This is a genomic window from Stenotrophomonas sp. Sm10 (assembly GCF_030985515.1).
GTDB classification, from domain to species: Bacteria; Pseudomonadota; Gammaproteobacteria; order Xanthomonadales; family Xanthomonadaceae; genus Stenotrophomonas; species Stenotrophomonas hibiscicola.
Genome location: NZ_JAPTFO010000001.1, coordinates 123,282 through 145,951, shown reverse-complemented (window position 1 = coordinate 145,951; position 22,670 = coordinate 123,282). Strand labels below are relative to the sequence as shown.

At 69.0% G+C, this 22,670-nt stretch carries 13 protein-coding genes; all 13 read left to right on the top strand.

Features of this window, described 5'->3' with window-relative positions; genetic code table 11:
* Window positions 1-206 precede the first annotated feature (206 nt).
* The 13 genes from purL to O0J15_RS00520 all read left to right on the top strand — a co-directional run bounded on the left by purL (window position 207) and on the right by O0J15_RS00520 (window position 22,670).
* Window positions 207-4,091, top strand: coding sequence for a phosphoribosylformylglycinamidine synthase (purL, locus tag O0J15_RS00580; RefSeq protein ID WP_308304902.1), 3,885 nt, complete (start codon window positions 207-209; stop codon window positions 4,089-4,091).
* A 437-nt stretch (window positions 4,092-4,528) separates the two neighbouring features.
* Window positions 4,529-12,052 carry an ESPR-type extended signal peptide-containing protein gene (locus O0J15_RS00575; RefSeq protein ID WP_308304901.1) on the top strand — a complete coding sequence of 2,508 codons (7,524 nt, stop codon included), beginning with the start codon at window positions 4,529-4,531 and terminating at the stop codon, window positions 12,050-12,052.
* A 157-nt stretch (window positions 12,053-12,209) separates the two neighbouring features.
* A complete protein-coding gene (locus O0J15_RS00570; RefSeq protein WP_021203162.1) occupies window positions 12,210-14,063 on the top strand; it encodes a S8 family peptidase in 1,854 nt (617 codons plus the stop codon).
* Between the two features lie 136 nt (window positions 14,064-14,199).
* Window positions 14,200-15,921, top strand: coding sequence for a type II secretion system ATPase GspE (gspE, locus tag O0J15_RS00565; protein WP_058980469.1), 1,722 nt, complete (start codon window positions 14,200-14,202; stop codon window positions 15,919-15,921).
* A gap of 24 nt (window positions 15,922-15,945) precedes the next feature.
* A complete protein-coding gene (locus tag O0J15_RS00560; RefSeq protein ID WP_019661003.1) occupies window positions 15,946-17,166 on the top strand; it encodes a type II secretion system F family protein in 1,221 nt (406 codons plus the stop codon).
* Between the two features lie 49 nt (window positions 17,167-17,215).
* Window positions 17,216-17,659, top strand: a complete 444-nt coding sequence (gspG, locus tag O0J15_RS00555; RefSeq protein WP_021203164.1) for a type II secretion system major pseudopilin GspG — start codon at window positions 17,216-17,218, stop codon at window positions 17,657-17,659.
* Between the two features lie 6 nt (window positions 17,660-17,665).
* Window positions 17,666-18,160, top strand: a complete 495-nt coding sequence (locus O0J15_RS00550) for a GspH/FimT family protein (RefSeq protein WP_308304900.1) — start codon at window positions 17,666-17,668, stop codon at window positions 18,158-18,160.
* Window positions 18,157-18,576, top strand: coding sequence for a prepilin-type N-terminal cleavage/methylation domain-containing protein (locus O0J15_RS00545; protein WP_019661006.1), 420 nt, complete (start codon window positions 18,157-18,159; stop codon window positions 18,574-18,576). The genes O0J15_RS00550 and O0J15_RS00545 overlap by 4 nt, the downstream gene beginning before the upstream one ends.
* Window positions 18,573-19,205, top strand: coding sequence for a type II secretion system protein J (locus O0J15_RS00540; protein WP_308304899.1), 633 nt, complete (start codon window positions 18,573-18,575; stop codon window positions 19,203-19,205). The genes O0J15_RS00545 and O0J15_RS00540 overlap by 4 nt, the downstream gene beginning before the upstream one ends.
* Window positions 19,202-20,065, top strand: a complete 864-nt coding sequence (locus tag O0J15_RS00535) for a general secretion pathway protein GspK (protein WP_019661008.1) — start codon at window positions 19,202-19,204, stop codon at window positions 20,063-20,065. Before O0J15_RS00540 ends, O0J15_RS00535 begins: the two co-directional genes overlap by 4 nt.
* A complete protein-coding gene (locus O0J15_RS00530; RefSeq protein WP_021203165.1) occupies window positions 20,062-21,207 on the top strand; it encodes a PilN domain-containing protein in 1,146 nt (381 codons plus the stop codon). Before O0J15_RS00535 ends, O0J15_RS00530 begins: the two co-directional genes overlap by 4 nt.
* On the top strand, window positions 21,188-21,895 hold the full coding sequence (gene gspM / locus O0J15_RS00525) for a type II secretion system protein GspM (RefSeq protein WP_032952327.1): 708 nt from the start codon (window positions 21,188-21,190) through the stop codon (window positions 21,893-21,895). The genes O0J15_RS00530 and gspM overlap by 20 nt, the downstream gene beginning before the upstream one ends.
* Window positions 21,885-22,670, top strand: a complete 786-nt coding sequence (locus tag O0J15_RS00520) for a hypothetical protein (protein ID WP_308304898.1) — start codon at window positions 21,885-21,887, stop codon at window positions 22,668-22,670. The genes gspM and O0J15_RS00520 overlap by 11 nt, the downstream gene beginning before the upstream one ends.

Below are 22,670 nucleotides of genomic sequence, written 5' to 3'. Positions count from 1 at the left end.
GGCGCCATGGATGGCGCCATCGAGCCCCCATGGATGGGTTTACGGCGTGTCCTGCTGGCCCCCACCGCCCCGCCAGCCCACAGGAAGCCAGCTCTTGCTGTTGCTGTTGCCCTGGCCTCGGCGGGTGCCGGGCGCCGCCCGGCCAGAGCCCTTCCCCCGCTTCCGGTACAATGTCGGGCCCGTTTCCCAACTACGGTTCCCCGGACATGATGGTCCTCGAGGGCGCGCCCGCCCTGTCGCCGTTCCGCCGCGAACGTCTTGAATCCCGCCTGCAGTCCATCGCTCCCTCCCTGCGCATCAGCGGTGCCTGGCACGTCTACTTCGTGCAGCCCGAAGGCAGCGCCGCCCCCGACCTGACCACGCTGTGCCGCATCCTCGAAGCGGCGCCGCAGGCCGAAGCCGTGGCCGAAGGCGCAGTCAGCCGCATCGTGGTGCCGCGCCTGGGCACGCTGTCGCCGTGGTCGAGCAAGGCCACCGAACTGGTCCGAGGTGCCGGCCAGCCGGTCAGCCGGGTCGAGCGTGGCCTGCGCATCGACGTGCAGGGTTGGCCGGCCGATGCCGCCGCCCAGCAGGCGCTGGTCAAGGCGCTGCACGACCCGATGACGCAGTCCGTGCTGGAGACCGTGGAACAGGGCCAGGCGCTGTTCTCGGCACCGGCCCGGGGTGAACTGGAGCGCGTGCCGGTGGACCAGCTGGAGGCCGCCAACCAGCGCCTCGGCCTGGCCATGGCCCAGGACGAGATCGACTACCTGCGCGAGCGTTTCACTGCGCTGGGCCGGTCGCCGTCGGACGTGGAACTGATGATGTTCGCGCAGGCCAATTCCGAGCACTGCCGCCACAAGATCTTCAACGCCAGCTGGACCATCGACGGCCAGGAGCAGGACCGCTCGCTGTTCCGGATGATCAAGAACACGCACCAGCAGACCCCGCAGCACACGCTCAGCGCGTACAGCGACAACGCCGCGGTGATTGAAGGCCATCCGGCGTCGCGTTACCGCCCGGATCCGGCCAGCGGCGAGTACCGCCGCGAGCCGCAGGTGCCCAGCGCGTTCCAGATCAAGGTGGAAACGCACAACCACCCGACCGCGATCGCGCCATTCCCGGGCGCCTCGACCGGTGCCGGTGGCGAGATCCGCGACGAAGGCGCGACCGGCCGCGGCGGCAAGCCCAAGGCCGGCCTGACCGGCTTCTCGGTTTCGCACCTGCGCATTCCGGAACTGCCGCAGCCGTGGGAGGCGCCGCGCGCGCTGAACCCGCGCATGGCACCGGCGCTGGAAATCATGACCGACGGCCCGCTCGGTGGCGCGGCGTTCAACAACGAGTTCGGCCGCCCGAACCTGCTCGGCTACTTCCGCAGTTTCGAACTGCCCGAAGGCGCCGATCTGGTGCGCGCCTACGACAAGCCGATCATGCTGGCCGGTGGCCTCGGCGCGATCGACCGCGTGCAGGTCGACAAGATCCCGCTGCAGGCCGGTGATGCGGTCATCGTGCTGGGTGGCCCGGCGATGCTGATCGGCCTGGGCGGCGGTGCCGCCAGTTCGGTGGCCTCCGGTGAAAGCGCCGAGGACCTGGACTTCGCCAGCGTGCAGCGCGACAACCCGGAAATGGAACGCCGCTGCCAGGAGGTCATCGACCGCTGCGTGGCGATGGGCGCCGACAACCCGATCAAGTTCTTCCACGATGTCGGCGCCGGTGGCCTGTCCAATGCCATCCCCGAACTGCTGCACGACTCCAGGGTCGGCGGCGTGATCGATCTGGGCAAGGTGCCCACCGATGATCCGTCGCTGTCGCCGATGCAGCTGTGGTGCAACGAATCGCAGGAACGCTACGTGCTGGGCGTGGCCCAGGAGCGCCTGGCCGAGTTCGCCGCGCTGTGTGCTCGTGAGCGCTGCCCGTTCGCTGCAGTTGGCGTGGCGACCGCCGAGGAAAATCTGGTGGTGGCCTATGGCGCCGTGCCGGGCCACACCCCGGCCGACGCACCGATCGACCTGCCGATGGACGTGCTGTTCGGCAAGCCGCCGAAGATGCACCGCGACACTGCGCACCCGCCGACACCGCGCTGGCCGGCGCTGAAGACCGGTGGCCTGGATCTGCAGGAAGCAGGCCTGCGCGTGCTCGCGCACCCGACGGTCGCCTCGAAGAACTTCCTGGTCACCATCGGTGATCGCAGCGTCGGTGGCCTGACCGCACGCGAACAGATGGTCGGCCCGTGGCAGCTGCCGGTGGCCGACGTGGCGATCACCCTGGCCGACTTCGACGGCGTCGCCGGCGAAGCGATGTCGATCGGCGAGCGCACCCCACTGGCCCTGCTCGATGCGGCTGCTTCGGCACGCATGGCGGTGGGCGAAGCGCTGACCAACCTGTGCGCGGCGCCGGTCGATGCGCTGGATGAGATCAAGCTGTCGGCGAACTGGATGGCCGCGGCCGGCCACCCGGGCGAAGACGCACTGCTGTACGACGCGGTGAAGGCAGTGGGCATGGAACTGTGCCCGCAGCTGGACATCAGCATCCCGGTGGGCAAGGACTCGTTGTCGATGCAGGCGCAGTGGCACGACCAGGGTGAGGCGCACAAGAGCGTGTCGCCGGTGTCGCTGGTGATCTCGGCGTTCGCGCCGGTGGCCGACGTGCGCCAGCAGTTGACCCCGCTGCTCGACCGGGAGGTGGACAGCGAGCTGTGGCTGATCGGCCTGGGGGCCGGCAAGCAACGCCTGGGTGGTTCGATCCTGGCCCAGGTGCATGCCGACCACAGCGAACTGCCGGCCTTTGCCGGTGCCGCCCCGGACCTGGACGATCCGCAGCGCCTGCGGGGTTTCTTCGAACTGATCCGCGATGCGCGCCAGTCCGGCCTGCTGCTGGCCTATCACGACCGCAGCGACGGCGGTGCCTTCGCCGCGTTGTGCGAAATGGCCTTCACCTCGCGCCTGGGCCTGGACATCACCCTCGATGCCTGGGGTGACGATCCGTTCCGCAGCTTGTTCAACGAAGAACTGGGTGCGGTGGTGCAGATCGCACGCGAAGACCGCGCCGCGTTTGCCGACCTTGTCGAACGCCATGCATTGACCGAATGCGCGCAGCGCATCGCCAAGCCGACCACCGCACCGGTGGTGCGCGTGTCGCTGGGTGGCGAAAACCTGGCCGAATGGCGCTGGGAAGCGTTGTTCGACGCGTGGTGGTCGGTTACCCACGCGATGCAGAAGCGCCGCGACAATCCGGCCAATGCCGACGCAGAGCGCGAGGTGGCACGTGCCTTCAACGCACCGGGCCTGAAGCCGAAGCTCAGCTTCGATCTCAACGAAGACGTGGCCGCACCGTTCATCAGCAGCGGTGCGCGCCCGCGCGTGGCCGTGCTGCGCGAGCAGGGCGTCAATGGCCAGATCGAAATGGCCAACGCCTTCGAACGCGCCGGCTTCCGCGCCTTCGACGTGCACATGAGCGACCTGATCGAAGGCCGCGTGGCGCTGCAGGACTTCACCGGCCTGGTGGCCTGTGGTGGCTTCAGCTATGGCGACGTGCTCGGTGCCGGCCGTGGCTGGGCTACCTCGATCCTGGAGCGCAGCGCACTGCGTGATGCCTTCGCCGCGTTCTTCGCACGCGAAGACAGCTTCGCGCTGGGCGTGTGCAATGGCTGCCAGATGATGAGCCAGCTGAAGAACATCATTCCGGGTGCCGAGCACTGGCCGCAGTTCCGCCGCAATGCCAGCGAGCAGTTCGAAGCCCGTACCGCACTGCTGGAAGTGGTGGAGTCGCCGTCGATCCTGCTGCGTGGCATGGCCGGCTCGCGCCTGCCGGTGGCGGTGGCGCATGGTGAAGGCCAGGCAGTGTTCGACACGGCCGTCGACCAGGCCGCGGCCCGCGTCTCGCTGCGTTACATTGATGGCCATGGCAACGTTGCCAGCCAGTATCCGCTGAATCCGAATGGTTCGCCGGATGGCATCACCGGCCTCACCAGCAGCGACGGCCGGGTCACCATCATGATGCCGCACCCCGAGCGCACCCCGCGCGCGCTCAACATGAGCTGGGCGCCGGCCGAATGGCAGGGTGACTCGCCGTGGATGCGCATGTTCCGCAACGCACGGGTGTGGTGCGGCTGATCGCAGCATTGCGCGCACGGCGCAATGCCATCGCGTATGGAAAACCCGCCGCGTTGCCGGCGGGTTTTTCTTTGCGCGCGCGAAACCCTTGTCGCGCCCGCTAGTTACATCGATTTTCATGCGCCAGCAGTTCGTCACGTGTGCATAACGAAGTTCTTTTATAAACACGCGAAATGGTGAACTGCTTCACGGCAATAGGATTTGCCGTGTCAAAGTCTTGACGATCTGCAAAGTTGCCGTTAACACTTGAAGCCCGTTTCAGAATCATTCATTTCGCAGTAACCGCTTGGCGCATGCGCTCGGGTTTCTGTCGCTGCGCGCCGTTCGGCATTACCCGCAGTAAATCACGCGAATAGACGCCCCCAGGGGACGCTGGGCCAGAAGGCTCGGCGATGGCGTCGCTTTGCCCAAAACCAGTCCAATCAGGAGCCGTACCGATGAATCGGATTTATCGCAAGGTCTGGAACAAAGCATTGGGTCAGTTGGTGGTGGCCTCGGAGCTGGCCTCCTCCGACAGCAGCGGTGGTGTTGTCGACCAGCGCCGCGATACGACACAGGCCACGCCCGCGCTGTTGGCGGTGGCACTGGGCCTGGTATTGGGATTGGGCATGAGCAGTTCCGCCGCTGCACAGTCGGTGCAGATCGGTGGCAGCGCCACCTGTGTGGCACTCAGCGGCAAGCTGCTGGAAAAGTGCCTGGTTGAAGGCACGGCCAGTGCCAAGGGCAGCAACGCGGTGGCGATCGGTGGCAACAGCAGCGCCAGTGCAGCCAACAGCGTTGCGCTGGGCGCAGGCTCCAAGGCTACGCGCGCCAACACGGTGTCTGTCGGCGATGCCGGCAAGGAACGGCAGATCACCAACGTGGCCGCCGGTACCCAGGCCACCGATGCGGTGAACAAGGGGCAGCTGGATGCGCAGGCGCGCGCCACGCAGGCCGCGCTGGCGGATGTCGCCGCAGCTGGGGACCGCTACTTCAAGGCTGATGGCGCAGGTGATGACAGCGACGCGGCCAAGATCGACGGGCAAGGCGCGGTAGCCGCCGGTGCCGGCGCCCAGTCCTTGGCCAATGCCACCACCGCCGTCGGCACCCAGGCCATTGCCGCCGGTCTCGGCGCCAGTGCGTTCGGACAAGGCGCATTGGCGATCGGCGATGCCAGCGTGGTGGTCGGGCAGAGCGCCGCAGCGTTCGGTCTCGGTGACACCGCCGTTGGCGCCAGCGCCTATGCCGCCAGCGAGAACGGCGCGGCCACCGCGCTGGGTGCGTTGTCCGAAGCAAGCGCCGACGGCGCCACTGCCGTAGGTGGTGGCGCTGTGGCGATGGGCCCAGGCAGTTCCGCACTGGGTCGAGGCGCCACTGCCGCAAACGAAGCCTCGATTGCGGTGGGTGCATTCAGTACCGCCGTGGGCGAATACAGCACCGCACTGGGCTCCAATTCGGCGGCGGTTGCCACCGGCAGCGTGGCGCTGGGCGCAGGCTCGCTGGCCGACCGTGTCGATACGGTGTCCGTCGGTGCGACCGAGTACGGCCTGACCCGGCAGATCACCAGCGTTGCGGCAGGTACTGAAGATACCGACGCGGTCAATGTCGGCCAGCTGAAGGACGTGGCTGCCGTGGCCGATGCCACCGCCAAGCGGTTCCAGGCTACTGGCAGCAGCAACAGCGATGCCGGCGCGCTGGCCGAAGGTGACGAGGCACTGGCGGCCGGCGAGGCGGCCAACGCCATCGGCAACGGCGCCACCGCTGTGGGCGCGGGCGCCAACGCCATTGCGCAGAACGCAACCGCCGTGGGCAACAACGCACTGGCCTCGGGCCAGAACAGTGCCGCGTTCGGCAACAACGCACAGGCCAACGGCCCGGGCAGCGTCGCCGTCGGTGGTGCCGCTGTCGATGCCGATGGCAATCCGCTGATCACCAGTGGCGGCGTACCGGTGGAAACCGGCGCCACCAGTGCCGGTGTCGGTGGCACCGCGGTGGGCGCCAGTGCCGAAGCCAGCGGGTTTGCGGCGTCGTCCTACGGGGTAGGTGCCTATGCCGCCGGCGCGCAGGCATCCGCGTTCGGTGCGGTCGCCAATGCCATCGGTGATTACTCCACGGCGCTGGGTACGCAGAGCAACGCCACCGGTACCAGCAGCGTCGCCATCGGTGGCCCGGCCGACCTGATTCCGGGCCTGGGCTTCTTCGTGCAGACCCAGGCCAGCGGTGAAGCGGCGACGGCCGTCGGCGCCGGTGCCATCGCCAGCGGTGATCGTGCGGTGGCCAACGGCAGCCTGACCGAAGCGTCCGGTGCGGAATCCACCGCCGTCGGCTACTTCGCTTACGCCCCGGGTGAGAATGCCAGCGCGCTCGGTGCTCAGACCTGGGCCAGCGGCGCGCAGAGTACCGCCCTCGGGTACTACGCCACCGCGCGTGGCGCCAACAGCGTCGCGCTTGGCGCGAATTCCGAAGCGGTGCGCGCCAACAGCGTGGCCGTCGGCAGTGCCGGCAACGAACGGCAGATCACCAGCGTCGCTGCCGGCAGCGAAGCCACCGATGCAGTGAACAAGGCGCAGTTGGACGCCGTGGCCAGCACCGCCGACAGCACCGCGCGCTTCTTCCAGGCCCAGCCGGAAGCGGGCAGTGATGCCGGTGCGCTGGCCGAGGGCGAAGGCGCGGTGGCGGCCGGTTCGTCGAGCAATGCGATCGGCGCCGGTGCGGTTGCACATGGCGCCGCCGCTTCGGCGATCGGTGATGACAGCGTGGCGGTGGGTCGCAACAGCAGCGCCACCGGCAACGGCGGTGTTGCCATCGGTGGCCTCGGCCAGGCCTACGACGAGTACAACCAGCCGATCATCGGTGCCGACGGCACGGCGCAGCAGGTAGGCACCACCGCCGTCGCCAACGCCACCGCAGTGGGCAGCGGCGCACAGGCCACCGGCGCCGCCAGCAGCGCGTTCGGCAATGCGGCCAAGGCCAGCGGGGACAACAGCTTCGCTGCTGGCGGCACGTCGCGTGCAACCGGCAGCTATGCGGTCGCGGTTGGTGACAGCGCCTTCGCCAGCAGCGATGACAGCACCGCGGTAGGGGGTTACAGCTGGGCGACGGCCAGTGGCGCAGCAGCGTTCGGTTCGGGTGCGTGGGCCACCGCCACCAACGCGTCGGCCTTTGGCAACGCGGCCTGGGCCAGTGGCAGCGGCGCAACCTCCATCGGCTACAACAGCTGGGCCAATGGGGCCAGTTCCACTGCGGTCGGCCGCGGTGCATTCGGCTATGGCGACAACAGCGTGGCACTGGGCTTCCAGGCGCTGGGCAACAGCATCAACAGCATCGCCATCGGTACCAATACGGTGGCCGGCGGCGAAAGTGCGATCGCATTGGGCGCCGGCAGCAACGCCAGCGCCAGCAATGCTGTCGCGCTCGGTGCCGGTTCGGTTGCCAGCCGTGCACGCACGGTGTCGGTGGGCAGCAGCGGCAACGAACGCCAGGTCACCAACGTCGCTGCCGGTACCCAAGCCACGGACGCGGTGAACAAGGCACAGCTGGATGCAGTGGCAACCACCGCCACCACCACCAGCCGCTTCTTCCAGGCCAGCGGCAACGGCGACGACGTGACTGGTGCCCTGGTGGACGGTGACAACGCGCTGGCCGCCGGTGATGCGGCCAACGCCATCGGCAACGGCGCCACCGCGCTCGGCAGTGGTGCCAATGCGCTGGCCAACAACGCGCAGGCGATCGGCTTCAACGCGCTGGCCAGCGCCGCCAACGCCAGCGCCGTCGGTGCCAACGCGCAGGCCACCGGTGAGTACGCCACCGCACAGGGCGCGGAAAGCGAAGCCAGCGGCGAGCAGAGCGCGGCGTTCGGCGCGGCCAGCGTTGCCAGTGGCGCCGGAAGCACTGCCAATGGCGTTCTGTCCGAAGCGTCCGGTGAAGAGGCCGTAGCCATGGGCTACTTCAGCAATGCCAGCGGCGATGCGGCCACCGCTGTCGGCAGCGAGAGCGTGGCCAGCGGCACCGCGTCGGCAGCGTTCGGCATCGGTGCAGAAGCGACCGGTGGCTACAGCACCGCCATCGGTGGCTATGCGCAGGCCTCGGCGTTCAACGCCACCGCCTTCGGCAACTTCGCCAATGCCTCCGGTTCCAACAGTGTGGCAGTGGGTGGCGATGCGGAAGCCTCCGGTGCCTACAGCACGGCCACCGGCCAGGGCAGCCTGGCCACCGGCACCAACAGTGTTGCCGTCGGCGGTTCGCTGTTCGGCGTGCTGGCCACCGAAGCATCGGGCAACTACTCCACCGCCGTCGGTGGTGGCGCCTGGTCCGGTGGCATCAACAGCACCGCACTGGGCAACGCCGCCGAATCGCGCGCGGCCAACAGCGTGGCGCTGGGTGCCGATTCGATCGCCGACCGCGACAACACCGTGTCGGTGGGCGGTGGTGGCAATACCCGCCAGATCACCAACGTGGCTGCTGGCACGCAGGGCACTGATGCGGTCAACAAGAACCAGCTCGACGCCGTAGCCGCTGCAGCGGAAAAGACCAGCAGGCAGTTCCAGGCCAGTGGCAACGCCGATGGTGAAACCGGCGCCCTGGTTGAGGGCGACAACGCGTTGGCCGCCGGTGATGCGGCCAACGCCATCGGCAACGGCGCCACCGCACTCGGTAGCGGCGCCAATGCGCTGGCGGCCAACGCCACGGCGGTGGGCCTCGATGCGCTGGCCACCGGCGACAACGCCGCAGCGTTGGGCAGTGCCGCACAGGCCACCGGCGAAGACAGCCTTGCGCTCGGCACCGGCGCCAGCGCCAGCGAGCTGGGTGCCAGTGCCGTGGGTGCGCGTGCACAGGCCAGTGGTGCATACAGCACCGCGACCGGCACTGAATCCAACGCCAGCGGCACGCAGGCACTGGCCAGCGGCTTCCGCAGCGCCGCCTCGGCCGATGGCACCACCGCCGTCGGTGGCTATGCCGAAGCAAGCGGACGCCTCGGCACCGCGTTGGGCTATGGCTCGGCGGCCAGTGGTGCCAACACCACGGCAGTCGGCTTCGGCGCTGCCGCGGCCGGTACCGGTGCCGTGGCCGTAGGTCAGTCCAGCGAGGCCAGTGGCGAGGAGAGTGTGGCCATTGGTGGCAGCACCTTCTTCGGCTTGATCCCGTCGCGTGCCAGCGGCACTGGTGCAGCGGCATTCGGTGCGGGTGCGTGGGCGACCGAAGACTACGCGACCGCGATCGGCTGGAACTCGTGGGCGGATGCGGCGGATGCCACTGCGCTGGGTGCCGGTGCCACCGCCAGTGGGTTGAACAGCGTGGCGCTGGGCGCCGGCTCCAAGGCCGAGCGCGACAATACCGTGGCTGTGGGAACCGCGGGCGGTGAGCGCCAGGTGACCCATGTTGCAGCCGGCACTGAAGCCACCGATGCGGTGAACAAGGGCCAGCTGGACGCGGTGGCCAGCGTTGCCGACAAGACCAGCCGCCAGTTCCAGGCCAGCGGCAATGCCGATGGCGAAGCAGGCGCACTGGTGGAGGGTGACAACGCGCTCGCCGCTGGCAATGCGGCCAATGCAATTGGCAACGGCGCTACCGCGTTGGGCAGCGGCGCAACGGTGGTCGCTGCCAATGCCACGGCGGTCGGCGTCGACGCACTGGCCACGGCCGAGCAGAGCGTGGCCATCGGCAGCGGTGCCAGCAGCACCGCAGACAGTGCCGTTGCGCTGGGTGCACAGAGCAGCAGCGGCGGCGCCGCCAGCATTGCGATCGGCGCGCAGTCGCAGTCGCAGGGCATCGGGGCGACCGCTGTCGGCGGCATGGCCGAGGCCGCCGGCCTTGCGGCTACCGCAGTGGGCTACGGCGCGATCGCCGATGGCCGCGAAACGACCGCAGTCGGCAACTTCGCGCAGGCCAGCGGCTGGCGCGCCACGGCGTTTGGTGCAGGTGCCAGCGCCGGCTTCTTCGGCACCGCCGTAGGCAGTGCTGCGCAGGCCGCCGATGTTTCCACGGCGGTGGGCCAGGGCACCATCGCGCAGATCGCCGGCGCCGGCTTCGGCGTGCAGGCAAAGGCTGGCGAGTACGGCACCGCTCTGGGCAACAACGCCGCCACCGGGTTGAACGGCGTGGCGGTCGGCTTCAACGCACTGGCCGGACAGGATGCCGCCAGCGCCAGCGCCGGCCAGTTCACTACCGCCATCGGCAGTGAAGCGTGGGCCACCGAAGATGGCGCCACCGTGGTCGGTTACAACAGCTATGCGCAGGCCAGCAACGCGACGGTGCTCGGCAGCCACACCTGGACCACCAAGGACGCCGGTAACAGCGTCGCGTTGGGCGCGGGCTCGCTGGCCGACCGCGCCAACACGGTGTCGGTGGGTGCTGCGCAGGAGTGGGTCGATGCCGCCGGCGTCACCCACAGCGCGATCAACCGCCAGCTCACCAATGTCGCGGCGGGTACGCAGGCCACCGATGCGGTGAACAAGGGCCAGCTCGATGCAGTGGCCGCCACCGCCGATGCGGTCGGCCAACGCTTCAAGGCCAACGGTTCGGGTACCGCCAGTGCCACCGGCACCGATGCCGTGGCCATTGGCGGCAACGCCAACGCCAGTGGCGGCCGCAGCAATGCGTTGGGCAGCGGTGCCGCGGCCATCGGCAATGCGACGCTGGCACTGGGTGCCAACAGCGGCGCCAGCGGCAACAACTCGGTGGCATTGGGTGCCGGTTCGCGCGCGCTGGAGGCCAACGTGGTCTCGGTCGGCGGTGGCAACGGCACCGCCGGTCCGGCCACGCGGCGCATCGTCAACGTCGCCGACGGCCGCATCGCTGCCGGCAGCACCGATGCGATCACCGGCTCCCAGCTCAACGTCACCAACCAGCGGGTGGGAGCAGTGGAAACCCGCGTGGGTGACTTCGACTCGCGCATCGCGACGGTCGAGACCACGGCGGCCAGTGCGGTCGGCTACGACGACGCCAGCCGTGACCGACTGACCCTGTCCGGTTTCCAGGGCACCACCATCGACAACGTCGGTGCCGGCAGCATCGCCGCCGGTAGCCGCCAGGCGATCAACGGCGGGCAGCTGTTCCAGTCGCTAAGTGATGCCGCCAGCTTCCTCGGCGGTGGCGCCAGCGTTGGCATGCAGGGCGTGTTCGTGGCGCCGAACTACGTGATCCAGGGCGCCACCTACAGCAACGTCGGCGATGCGCTGGGCGCGCTGGACCGCAAGGTCAGCGAGATCGACCGTCGCACCGCCGGTGGCACGCGTGCCGGAACCGCCAGCCTGCGCGCGATGAGTGCCTCGCTGGATGACAGCCCGCTGGCCAGCGCCGCGGATGCGCGTGCAACAGCCGATGCAGCACCGGCCGGCACCGCGCGGGTGCAGGGTACGCCGACGGCCGCCGCGGCGGGTGCTGGCATTCCGGTCGGGACCCCGGCGACCGGCGCCAATGCGGTGGCCATGGGCGAGGGCGCCGTCGCCAGCGGCGCGTCGTCCACTGCCGTCGGCCAGGGTGCCAGTGCCACGGCTGCCAACGCCGTGGCACTGGGCCAGGGTTCGGTCGCCGATCGTGCCAACACCGTGTCGGTCGGCAGCGAAGGCAACGAACGCCAGGTCACCAACGTCGCCGCCGGCACCACCGCCACCGACGCCGTCAACAAGGGCCAGCTGGACCGTGGCCTGGCCACAGCGAACAGCTACACCGACAGCCGCGTCCAGGCCGTCGCCGACAGCTTCGATGTGTTCAAGGGCGAGATCGATGGACGCCTGCGCCACATGGACCGCCGCATCGACCGCCAGGGTGCGATGAGTGCGGCGATGCTCAACATGGCCACCAGTGCCGCCGGAATCCGCACCCAGAACCGGGTCGGCGTCGGCATCGGTTTCCAGGGCGGCGAGTCGGCGTTGTCGCTGGGCTACCAGCGTGCGATCAGCGATCGCGCCACGGTTACCTTCGGCGGTGCCTTCAGCAGTGACGACAGCTCGGTTGGCGTCGGTGCCGGCTTCGGCTGGTAAGCCAAACCACTGCGCCGGCGGCCACCCACGCCGGCGCCAAACCTGCAAACAGGGCCTGGGGGGAGGTCACGGCAATCCCGGCTGGGCCGGCCGGGAGTCGTCAAGGAATGATGGCCGCAGTGTTGGTTCGATCCATGACCCAGAAGAGGAATTCGACGTGATCAAGAAGCAGAACCTTCGCATCAATGTGCTTGCCGCCGCCGTGCTGTCGATGACCGCCGTCGGTGCCGTCCACGCCGCCGGGTTGCCGACCCGTGAACCGGTGCGCCAGGCCAGCACCGCCGAGCCCGGCACCCAGCGCATCATCGTCAAGTACCGTGCCGGCACCGCTGCGGCGGGCGACCGGTCGGCCAAGCTGTCCACCGTGCAGTCCGCGCTGACCCGCGCCAGCCTGTCCGGTGGCACTACCCGCGCCAGCGCGCTCGGCCCGCAGGTCGTGCGCAGGCTGGGCGTCGGTGCCGACCTGATCCGCCTGCAGGGGCGCCTGGCGCCTGCCGAACTGCAGCGCGTGCTGAAGGAACTGAAGGCCGATCCGTCCGTGCAGTACGCCGAGGCCGATGTGAAGCTGCGCCGTACCGAGCTGCGTGCCGGTGACGTGCAGCCGGCGCTGGCGCCGAATGATCCCTACTACCAGCAGTACCAGTGGCACCTGCACAACGCCACCGGCGGCATCAACGCACCGTCGGCGTGGGATGTATCGCAGGGCGAAGGCGTGGTGGTGGCGGTACTCGACACCGGCATCCTGCCGCAGCACCCGGACCTGGTCGGCAACCTGCTGGAAGGCTACGACTTCATCAGCGATGCCGAGACGTCGCGCCGTGCCACCAACGACCGCGTGCCGGGCGCGCAGGACTATGGTGACTGGGTCGAGAACGACAACGAGTGCTACACCGGCTCCGTCGCCGAGGACAGCTCCTGGCACGGTACCCATGTGGCCGGTACCGTGGCCGAGCAGACCAACAACGGCGTCGGCATGGCCGGTGTCGCGCACAAGGCCAAGGTGCTGCCGGTCCGCGTGCTCGGCAAGTGCGGTGGCTACCTTTCCGATATAGCCGACGCCATCACCTGGGCCTCCGGCGGCACGGTGGCCGGCGTACCCGCCAATGCCAACCCGGCCGAGGTCATCAACATGAGCCTCGGCGGCAGCGGCAGCTGCGACGGGACCTACCAGGAAGCGATCAATGGCGCGATCTCGCGTGGCACCACCGTGGTCGTGGCGGCCGGCAACGAGACCGACAACGCCTCCAAATACCGTCCAGCCAGTTGCGACGGCGTGGTGACCGTCGGCGCCACCCGCATTACCGGCGGCATCACCTACTACTCCAACTACGGCACCCGCGTGGACCTGTCCGGTCCGGGTGGTGGTGGCAGCGTCGATGGCAATCCCGGCGGCTACGTCTGGCAGTCCGGTTCCGATGCGGCCACCACGCCGGAGTCGGGCAGCTACAGCTACATGGGCATGGGCGGCACGTCGATGGCCTCGCCGCACGTGGCTGCCGTCGCTGCACTGGTGCAGAGCGCGCTGATCGCCAAGGGCAAGGATCCGCTGGCCCCCGCCGCGATGCGCACCCTGCTGAAGGAAACCGCGCGTCCGTTCCCGGTCAGCATCCCGACCGCCACTCCGATCGGCACCGGCATCGTCGATGCCAAGGCGGCGCTGGCAAAGGCGCTGGAAGAGCCGTGCACCGAGAACTGTGGACCGGTGGCGACGCCGCTGACCAACAAGGCCGCCGTGGGGGGGCTGAACGGCACGGCCGGCAGCAGCCGCCTGTACAGCTTCGAGGCAGCCGCTGGCAAGCAGCTCAGCGTGATCACCTACGGTGGCACCGGCAACGTGTCGGTCTACATCGCCCAGGGTCGCGAGCCGAGCGCCAGCGACAACGATGGCAAGTCGACCCGTCCCGGCACGTCCGAAACGGTACGGGTGAACAAGCCGGTGGCAGGCACCTACTACATCAAGGTGGTGGGCGAAGCGGCCTACAACGGCGTGAGCATCCTCGCCACGCAGTAAGCCTGACGTGTCGTAGTTGAACGGCCGAGGCCCGTCATCCTGTGTGACGGGCTTCGTCTTTTTACGAAAGCTGGCCGCAGGGCGGCGGAAATCATGGCTTAACTGCTAAAGTCGGTCCGATTGACAGGAGAGTCACGTGAACGCGCTCGCTGCAACCGTTACCGACGATGCCGAAGGCCGCATCCTGGATGCGCTGCTGGCACGCGGCCGGCTCAAGGAAGGAGACCTGGCGCGCGCGCGGCCGTTGCACGCCGAGGCCGGCGGCAGCCTGCTGGGCCTGCTGGTGCGCCTGGGCCTGGTGTCTGAACGCGACCAGGCACAGACCAGCGCGGAGGTGCTGGGCCTGCCGCTGCTGGAGGGCAGGCAGGTGCCGGAGGCCCCGCCACAGGCACTGGCCGAGGGCATGCCACTGTCGCTGCGCTTCCTGAAGCAGTTCCATGTGTGCCCGCTGGAGTTGAATGAACACGGGGTGCGTCTGTGGCTGGCCGATGCCCACGATGCCTATCCGCAGCAGGCCGTGCAGTTGGCGCTGGGGGTTCCGGTGACACCGGTGCTGGGCATGCGCGCGGAGATCGATGACCTGGTCGAGCGCTGGTTCGGCCAGGGCCGCAGCGCGATGGGCGCGATCGTGGAGACCGCAGACGGCGAGGGCGGCGCGGTCGACGATATCGAGCACCTGCGCGACCTGGCCTCGGAAGCGCCGGTGATCCGCCTGGTCAACCTGGTGATCCAGCGTGCGGTGGAACTGCGCGCGTCGGACATCCATGTCGAACCGTTCGAGAGCCGCCTGAAGGTCCGCTACCGTGTCGATGGCGTGCTGGTGGAGGGCGAAAGCCCGCCGGCCAACCTCACCGCAGCGGTGATCAGCCGCATCAAGATCATGGCCCGGCTCAACATTGCCGAGCGCCGCCTGCCGCAGGACGGCCGCATCATGCTGCGCGTGCAGGGCAAGGAGCTGGACCTGCGCGTGAGCACCGTGCCGACCGCGCACGGCGAAAGCGTGGTGATGCGCCTGCTCGACCGCGAGACAGTGGTGTTTGATTTCCACCGGCTGGGGTTCACCGATGCGTTCCTGCCGCAGTTCCGCAAGGTGCTGGAACAGCCGCACGGCATCCTGCTGGTGACCGGCCCGACCGGCTCGGGCAAGACCACCACGCTGTACACCGCGCTGAGCCAGCTCAATACCGCCGACGTCAAGATCATCACGGTCGAGGACCCGGTCGAGTACCAGATCGAGGGCATCAACCAGATCCAGGCCAAGCCGCAGATCGGCCTGGACTTCGCCAACGCGCTGCGCAGCATCGTGCGCCAGGATCCGGACATCATCATGATCGGCGAAATGCGCGATCTGGAAACCGCGCGCATCGCGATCCAGTCGGCACTGACCGGCCATCTGGTGCTGTCCACCCTGCACACCAACAATGCCGCCGGTGGTATCACCCGCCTGCTCGACATGGGCGTGGAAGACTACCTGCTCACCTCCACCATCAACGGGATTCTGGCCCAGCGCCTGGTGCGCCGGCTGGAACCGACCCACGCCGAGCGCTACGAGGCTTCGCCGGAGGAAATCAAACGCTTCGAGCTGCGCCGCCTGCAGCCGGAAGGGCCGATCCATCTGTTCCGCCCCAGGCCCTCGGCGCTGGCGCCGACCGGTTACCTCGGTCGTACCACCATCATGGAATTCCTGGTGATGAACGATGCGCTGCGGCGTGCGGTGATGCGCCGCGACGGCATGGGCGAGATCGAACGCATTGCCCGCGAAGCCGGCATGCGCACGATGTACGAAGACGGCCTGTCCAAGGCCCTCAGTGGGCAGACGACCATCGAGGAAGTCCTGCGTGTCACCGAGGAAAGCTGATGCGCGCAGGACGACGGGGCTGACATGCCGACCTACCGTTACAAGGCACTGAATCCGCACGGCGAGATCTTCGACGGGCAGATGGAAGCGGCCAGCGAGGCCGAGCTGGTCGCGCGCCTGCAGGACCAGGGCCATCTGCCGATGGAGACACAGCTGGCCGATGGCGGTGCGATCGGTGGCGGTACCTGGCGCAACCTGTTCCGCCAACGGCCGCTGCAGGGCGCGGCATTGCTGCAGTTCACCCAGCAGCTGGCGACACTGCTCGGTGCGGGCCAGCCGCTGGACCGCGCGCTGTCGATCCTGCTCGGGTTGCCCGAAGACGATCGTTCGCGTCGCGCGATCGCCGACATCCGCGATGTGGTGCGCGGTGGCGCGCCGCTGTCGACCGCACTGGAACGCCAGCACGGGTTGTTCTCGCGCCTGTACGTGAACATGGTGCGTGCCGGTGAGGCCGGCGGCAGCCTGCACGAAACCCTGCAGCGCCTGGCCGACTACCTCGAACGCAGCCGGGCCCTGCAAGGCAAGGTGATCAACGCGCTGGTGTACCCGGCCATCCTGCTGGTGGTGGTGGGTGGTGCGCTGCTGTTCCTGCTTGGCTACGTGGTGCCGCAGTTCGCGCAGATGTACGAGAGCCTGGATGTGGCGCTGCCGTGGTTCACCAACGCAGTGCTGCAGCTGGGCCTGTTCGTGCGTGACTGGTGGGTGCTGCTGCTGGTGGTGCCGGCGCTGGTGGCGCTGTTCTTCGAACGCAAGGCGCGGCAGCCGGCCTTCCGGTTGGCGCTGGATGGTTGGCTGCTGCAGCGTCGCGGCATCGGCCGCCTGCTGGGTGAACTGGAGACTGCCCGGCTGGCGCGCACGCTGGGTACCCTGCTGCGCAATGGCGTACCGCTGCTGGGTGCCCTGGGCATCGCCCGCAACGTGCTGGGCAACCGCGCGCTGGCTGCCGATGTGGAAACCGCCGCCGATGAAGTGAAGAACGGTGCCGGCCTGTCGCTGGCACTGTCGCGAGGCAGGCGTTTCCCGCGCCTGGCCTTGCAGATGATCCAGGTTGGCGAGGAGTCCGGCGCGCTCGATACCATGCTGTTGAAAGCGGCTGACACCTTCGAACAGGACAGCGCCCGCCGCATCGACCGCCTGTTGGCGGCGATGGTGCCGGCGATCACCCTGGTGCTGGCCTCGGTGGTGGGTGCGGTGATCGTTGCCGTGCTGGTGCCGCTGTACGACCTGACCAATGCCATCGGTTGACGATGGATCCCTACGCAACCCCGACACTCCGCAACTGAAAGGACCGACCATGATTGCTTCCCGTCGACCGATCCGCCTTTCCTTCACCGCAGCGCGCAACCAGTCGGGCATGAGCCTGCTGGAGATCATCATCGTCATCGTGCTGATCGGCGCGGTGCTGACCCTGGTCGCCAGCCGCGTGCTGGGTGGCGCCGACCGCGGCAAGGCCAACATTGCCAAGGCACAGGTGCAGACCGTCGCATCCAAGGTCGACAACTACCAGATCGATACCGGCAAGCTGCCCGGCTCGCTCAATGATCTGGTGACTGCACCGGCTGGCGTGGCTGGCTGGCTGGGGCCCTATGCCAAGCCGGCCGATCTGAACGATCCGTGGGGCCATGCGCTGGAATACCGCACGCCGGGCGAGGGCCAGCCGTATGAGCTGATCAGCCTGGGCAAGGACGGCAAGGCCGGTGGCAGCAGTGTCGACGCCGACATCCGCTACCAGCCGTAACCGGGCATGTCGCGTTTCCTGCCGCGCCGGTTGCAACGCCCGCGCCTGCCCGGCAGGCGCGCAGCGGGCCTGTCGCTGCTGGAAATGCTGCTGGCGATCGCGCTGATCGCCGCGATCGGCCTGATCACCGCTGCCGGCCTGTCACGCGGTTTCGCTGGCATGCAGCTGCGCAGCGCCGGCAAGGACATCGCCAACCAGCTGCGCATGGTGCGCGCGCAGGCGATCACCCGCGGCGAGCCGCAGCGCTTTGTCATCGAGCCGGCCAAGCGGCGCTGGGAAGGCGCCAACCAGCGCCACGGTGACGTGCCGGCACAGCTGCAGGTGCAGTTCGAAGGCGCCGCGCAGCTGGCCACCGCGCCGGGGCAGGGCGTGATCGAGTTCCACCCCGATGGCGGCTCCAGCGGTGGCCGCATCCGGCTGCAGCGTGACGACGCCGAATGGCGCATCGACGTGGGCTGGCTGACCGGTGAGGTCCGCTCTGGCCCTTGGCGGGCGCAATGAAGCGGCGCGCCCGCGGCTTCACCCTGCTGGAAGTGATCATCGCCTTCGCCCTGCTGGGCCTGGCGCTGACGCTGCTGCTGGGCAGCCTGTCCGGCGGCGCAAAACAGGTGCGCGATGCCGAGCTGCGCACGCGCGCGGTGCTGCATGCGCAGTCGCTGCTGGCCGAAACCGGCGTCGCCTCGCCGCTGCAGGCAGGCAGGCAGCAGGGAGACTGGGAGCAGGGGCGCTACCACTGGGAATTGCAGGTCCAGCCATGGGCGGAGCCGCGCGCAGGCAATGTCGCGCAGGCAACGTCACCGGGAACCCCCTGGCTGGCCGAACTGCAGCTGCAGGTGCGCTGGGGTGACAGCGAGCGCGAACAGCTGCGCTGGCGCAGCCTGCGCCTGTTGCCGCCCGACCTGGAGAATGCGCGGTGAAGCCCCGCGCCGCAGGGTTCACCCTGGTCGAAGTAATGCTGGCCACCGTGCTGCTGGCCGGCGGCCTGGCATTGGCCTTTGCCAGCGTGCGCTCGGCGATGGCGGTCAGCCAGCGCGGCGAACAGATCGCCGCCGAAAGTGAACGCATGCGGGCGGTCGAGTCTCTGCTGGGCAGGCAGCTGGCCGGCGCACTGCGCACCCCGCTGGAGGTCCCGGACCCCACCCGCGAACCGGTGTTCTTCCAGGGCGAAGAACACCGCATGCTGTTCGCCGCCGACCTGCCCGGCTACCTCGGCCGTGGCGGCTCCTACCTGCACGCGCTGCAGGTGGACGGACGCGAGGGGCAACAGCGCCTGCTGCTGGACCTGGTGTTGCTGCAGGAAGGCGAGCGCATCGCCGAGAATCCGCCACGCCCGCCGGAGGTGTTGGTTGAGAACCTGAAGTCGGTGCAGCTGCGCTATCGCGGCATCGATGCGGGCACCGGTCAGATGAGTGACTGGATGCCGCGCTGGGACGATACCCGGCGGCTGCCGATGCTGGTGGAGATCAGGATCGTGCCCGCCAAGGGCGCGCCTTGGCCATTGCTGGTGGTGGCACCGCGCGCCGGTGGCAGTGGAGGTGCGCGATGAACCGGCAACACGGTGCGGCGCTGGTGCTGGTGCTGTGGCTGATCGCATTGATGACCGCGCTGGTCGGTGCGTTCGCGCTGAGCGCACGGGTCGAGCATCTGCAGCAGCGGGTACTGGATGACGATGCACGCGGGCAGGAACGTGCGCGCGCCGGCCTGGAGTACGCGCTGCTGCGCCTGTCCGCTGATCCGCTGCGGGCGCCCTGGCGTGCCGATGGCCGCACCTACCGCTGGCAGTTCGATGACGCCAGCATCGAGATCAAGGTGCTGGACGAGAATGGCAAGATCAACCTCAACCTGGCCGACGTGACCCTGCTGACGGCGTTCCTCAAGGCACTCGGTGAAGACGAAGGCGCTGCCCGGCAGATGGCCGGCGCCATTGTTGACTGGCGTGATGAAGACAGCCTGCTGCAGCCCGGTGGCGGTGCCGAAGCGCCGGACTACGCGGCGGCCGGGTTGCCGTATGGCCCGCGCAACAAGCGCTTTGAGACACTCGGCGAACTGCAGCGGGTGCTGGGCATGCGCGGCCCGCTGTACAAGGCCATGCTGCCCCACCTGACCCTGTACAGCCGCCAGGCGCGCCCGGATCCCCAGTTCGCCAGCGCGCCGGTGCTGACCGCACTAGGGCTGGATGCGGATACCGTGCTGGCGCAGCGCGCCCAGCAGGAGCGTGACGCAGATACCGCTGGCGGTGCGACAACGCTTGCCAGCAGCAGCGGCACCTATAGTATCGAGTCCCGTGCAACCGACAGCAGTGGACGCCGGTCGGTGTTGCAGGCAGTGGTACGCAATGGCTCGGGCGGGGTTCCCGGGCGGTCCTACACAGTGCTTCGCTGGGAGCAGGGAATGACAGCAAGATGACGGCATGGCAGGACAGTGTGCGGCAGGTGCAGGGCCGGATCGGCCCGGGCGCCGGCCGTTTCCTGCGCTGGTGGCGGCAATCGCTGCTGGCGTGGGTGCCGGCCCGTTGGCAGTGGGCGCTGGGCTGGGCACAGGCGCGCCTGCTGCTGCAGCGCCAGGGTGACCAGCTGCAGGTCTGGCGTGAGGCCGGTGAACGCCGCGAAGCGGTTGCCAGCGTGCCATGGCCGCTGTCGCCGGTGGAACTGGACCGCGTGCTGGAACCGCGGCTGCGCAGCCTGCCACGGGTGTGGCTGCTGCCGGCCAGCGAGGTACTGCGTCGTCATCTGCGCTTGCCCGCGGCTGCGGCCGACCGCCTGCGCGCCGTGGTCGGTTTCGAGATCGACCGCCAGACGCCGTTCGAATCGAGCCAGGTCAGCTTTGACGTGCGTGAGCTGGGGGGCGCAGCCGAGGGCCAGCTGCAGGTCGAACTGATCGCCTGGCCGCTGCGCCAGCTGGAAGCGTGGCGGGCCAGCGTGGGCGAGTGGGCCGATGCACTGGCCGGTGTCGATGCCATCGACAGCGAGGGTGAGCCTCTGCAGGTGAACCTGCTGCCACCGGCGCAGCGCCAGTTGCGCGCGGATCCCATGCGGCGCTGGAATGTGCTGTTGGCCGTGGCCGCGCTGGTGATGCTGGTGCTGGCCGCCGTGCAGCTGCTCGACAACCGCCGTGACGCTGCCGATGCGCTGCGTGCGCAGGTCGAGCGCAGTGCACGCAGTGCGCGTGGTGTCGCCAGCGAACGCGCGCAGCTGCAGGCACTGATCGATGGTGCCGCATTCCTGGAAAAGCAGCGCAGCCAGCGCGCCGGAACGGTGGAAATCTGGAATGAACTGACCCGGCGCCTGCCGGAGGGCACCTACCTGGAAAAGCTGGCCATCGAGAACAACAACCTGCAGCTGATCGGCCTGAGCCGCGAGGCCTCGCAGCTGGTGCAGCTGCTGCAGGATGCGCCGCAGTGGCGCAAGGTCAATCTGACCGGCGTACTGCAGGCCGATGGCGCCGCCAGTGGCCGTGACCGCTTCACCATGACCGCCGAACTGCAGCCGTTGCCGGCTGCGGCCCCGGCCCGGGAGGCGGCCGATGCCGATGCCAAGCGCACGCCGTGACCGCTGGCTGGCACTGGCGCTGCTGCTGGCAGTGCTGGGCCTGGCCTACCTGCTGCTGGTGCACCCCTGGTTCACCCAGCCGCTGCGCGAAATCGATGCCGACGTGGCCGCCCTGCGCGAGCGCGAACAGCGCGTGCAGGCGCAGCTGCAGCAGCAGCCGCAGATCGAACAACGCCTGCGCGCCACCCGCGAGGCACTGCAGCAGCGGCCGGGCTTCCTACGTGAAGCCACCGCCGAAGCTGCAGCCGCTGCGCTCGGCGCGAAGCTGCAGGATGCGGTGGCGATGGCCAGCCCGGGCAACCGCAGCTGCACCATCAGCAACCGCACGCCACTGACCGACAACCGTCGTGACGCCGAGTTCGTGCGCGTTGCCATGCAGGTGCGCCTGCGTTGCGGTGTGGCCGAACTGGCCACGGTGCTGCACAGCCTGGAAACCGGCAGCCCGCGCCTGTTCGTCGACAACCTCAACCTGATCGCGCAGCGCTTCCAGCAGTCGCCGAATGAATCCGGGCTGGGCCTGGACGTGTCGTTCGAACTGGCCGGTTACCTGCTGCCCGGTGCCGCTGCCGATGGCGCTGCGCCGGCACCGGCAGCCGAGCCGGGCGCGGCGCCGCAACCGCCTTCGGCTGCACCGGCACCCTCACCGGCTGTGCCGGAAGAGGGGCAGGAGGTGGCCGATGAAGCTTGAGCAGATCAGCCTGCGCACCGGTTTCCTGCTGGCACTGGCCGGCTGGGCGGCAGCGGTCTGGCTGGCCACCGGCTTCGGGCTGGGCAGCCAGCTGCCAGCTGCCGGCGGCAATGCCGACGCGGTGCCCTCGTTGCCGGTGCTGCCGCCGTTGGCCGCAGAACGCATGGCCAGCGCCGACAGCTACAGTGCCATCGGCGAGCGACCGCTGTTCGCCGAGGACCGCAGGCCGAAGCCCTATCTGCTCGGTGGCAGCGAGCCTGCCGCCAGCGCCGCGCTGCGCCTGACCGGCGTGCTGCTGACCGGCGACTTCGGCATGGCCACCTTCACCACCGAGCAGAACCGTTCGTTGCGCCTGCGCCTCAACGGTGAAGCCGTCGACGGCTGGCAGCTGGTGGCACTGCAGCCGCGCCAGGCCACCGTGATCGGCCCCGGTGGCAACCAGGTGCTGGAACTGGCGGTCTTCAACGGCCAGGGCGGTGAGCCGCCGACCGTGCTGCGCGGCGCCAACGGTGCGCCGCCGGCAGGTGCGATCGTTGTGCCGCCCCCGGCAGGTGCTCCGCCGACACCGCCGCCGGTTGCGGCAACCCCATCGCCGTCGCCTGCTGGCAGTGCGCCAGCGCCCTCGGCTGCGGCATCCGCCCCTGCCACCAACAACGGCCCAAGCGAAGCGCAGATGCAGGCCATCCGCGAACGCATCCAGGCCCGTCGCCGCCAGCTGCAGCAACAACAGCAGCAACAACCGTCGCCGCCCCCGGGCGATGGCACCAACCGATAG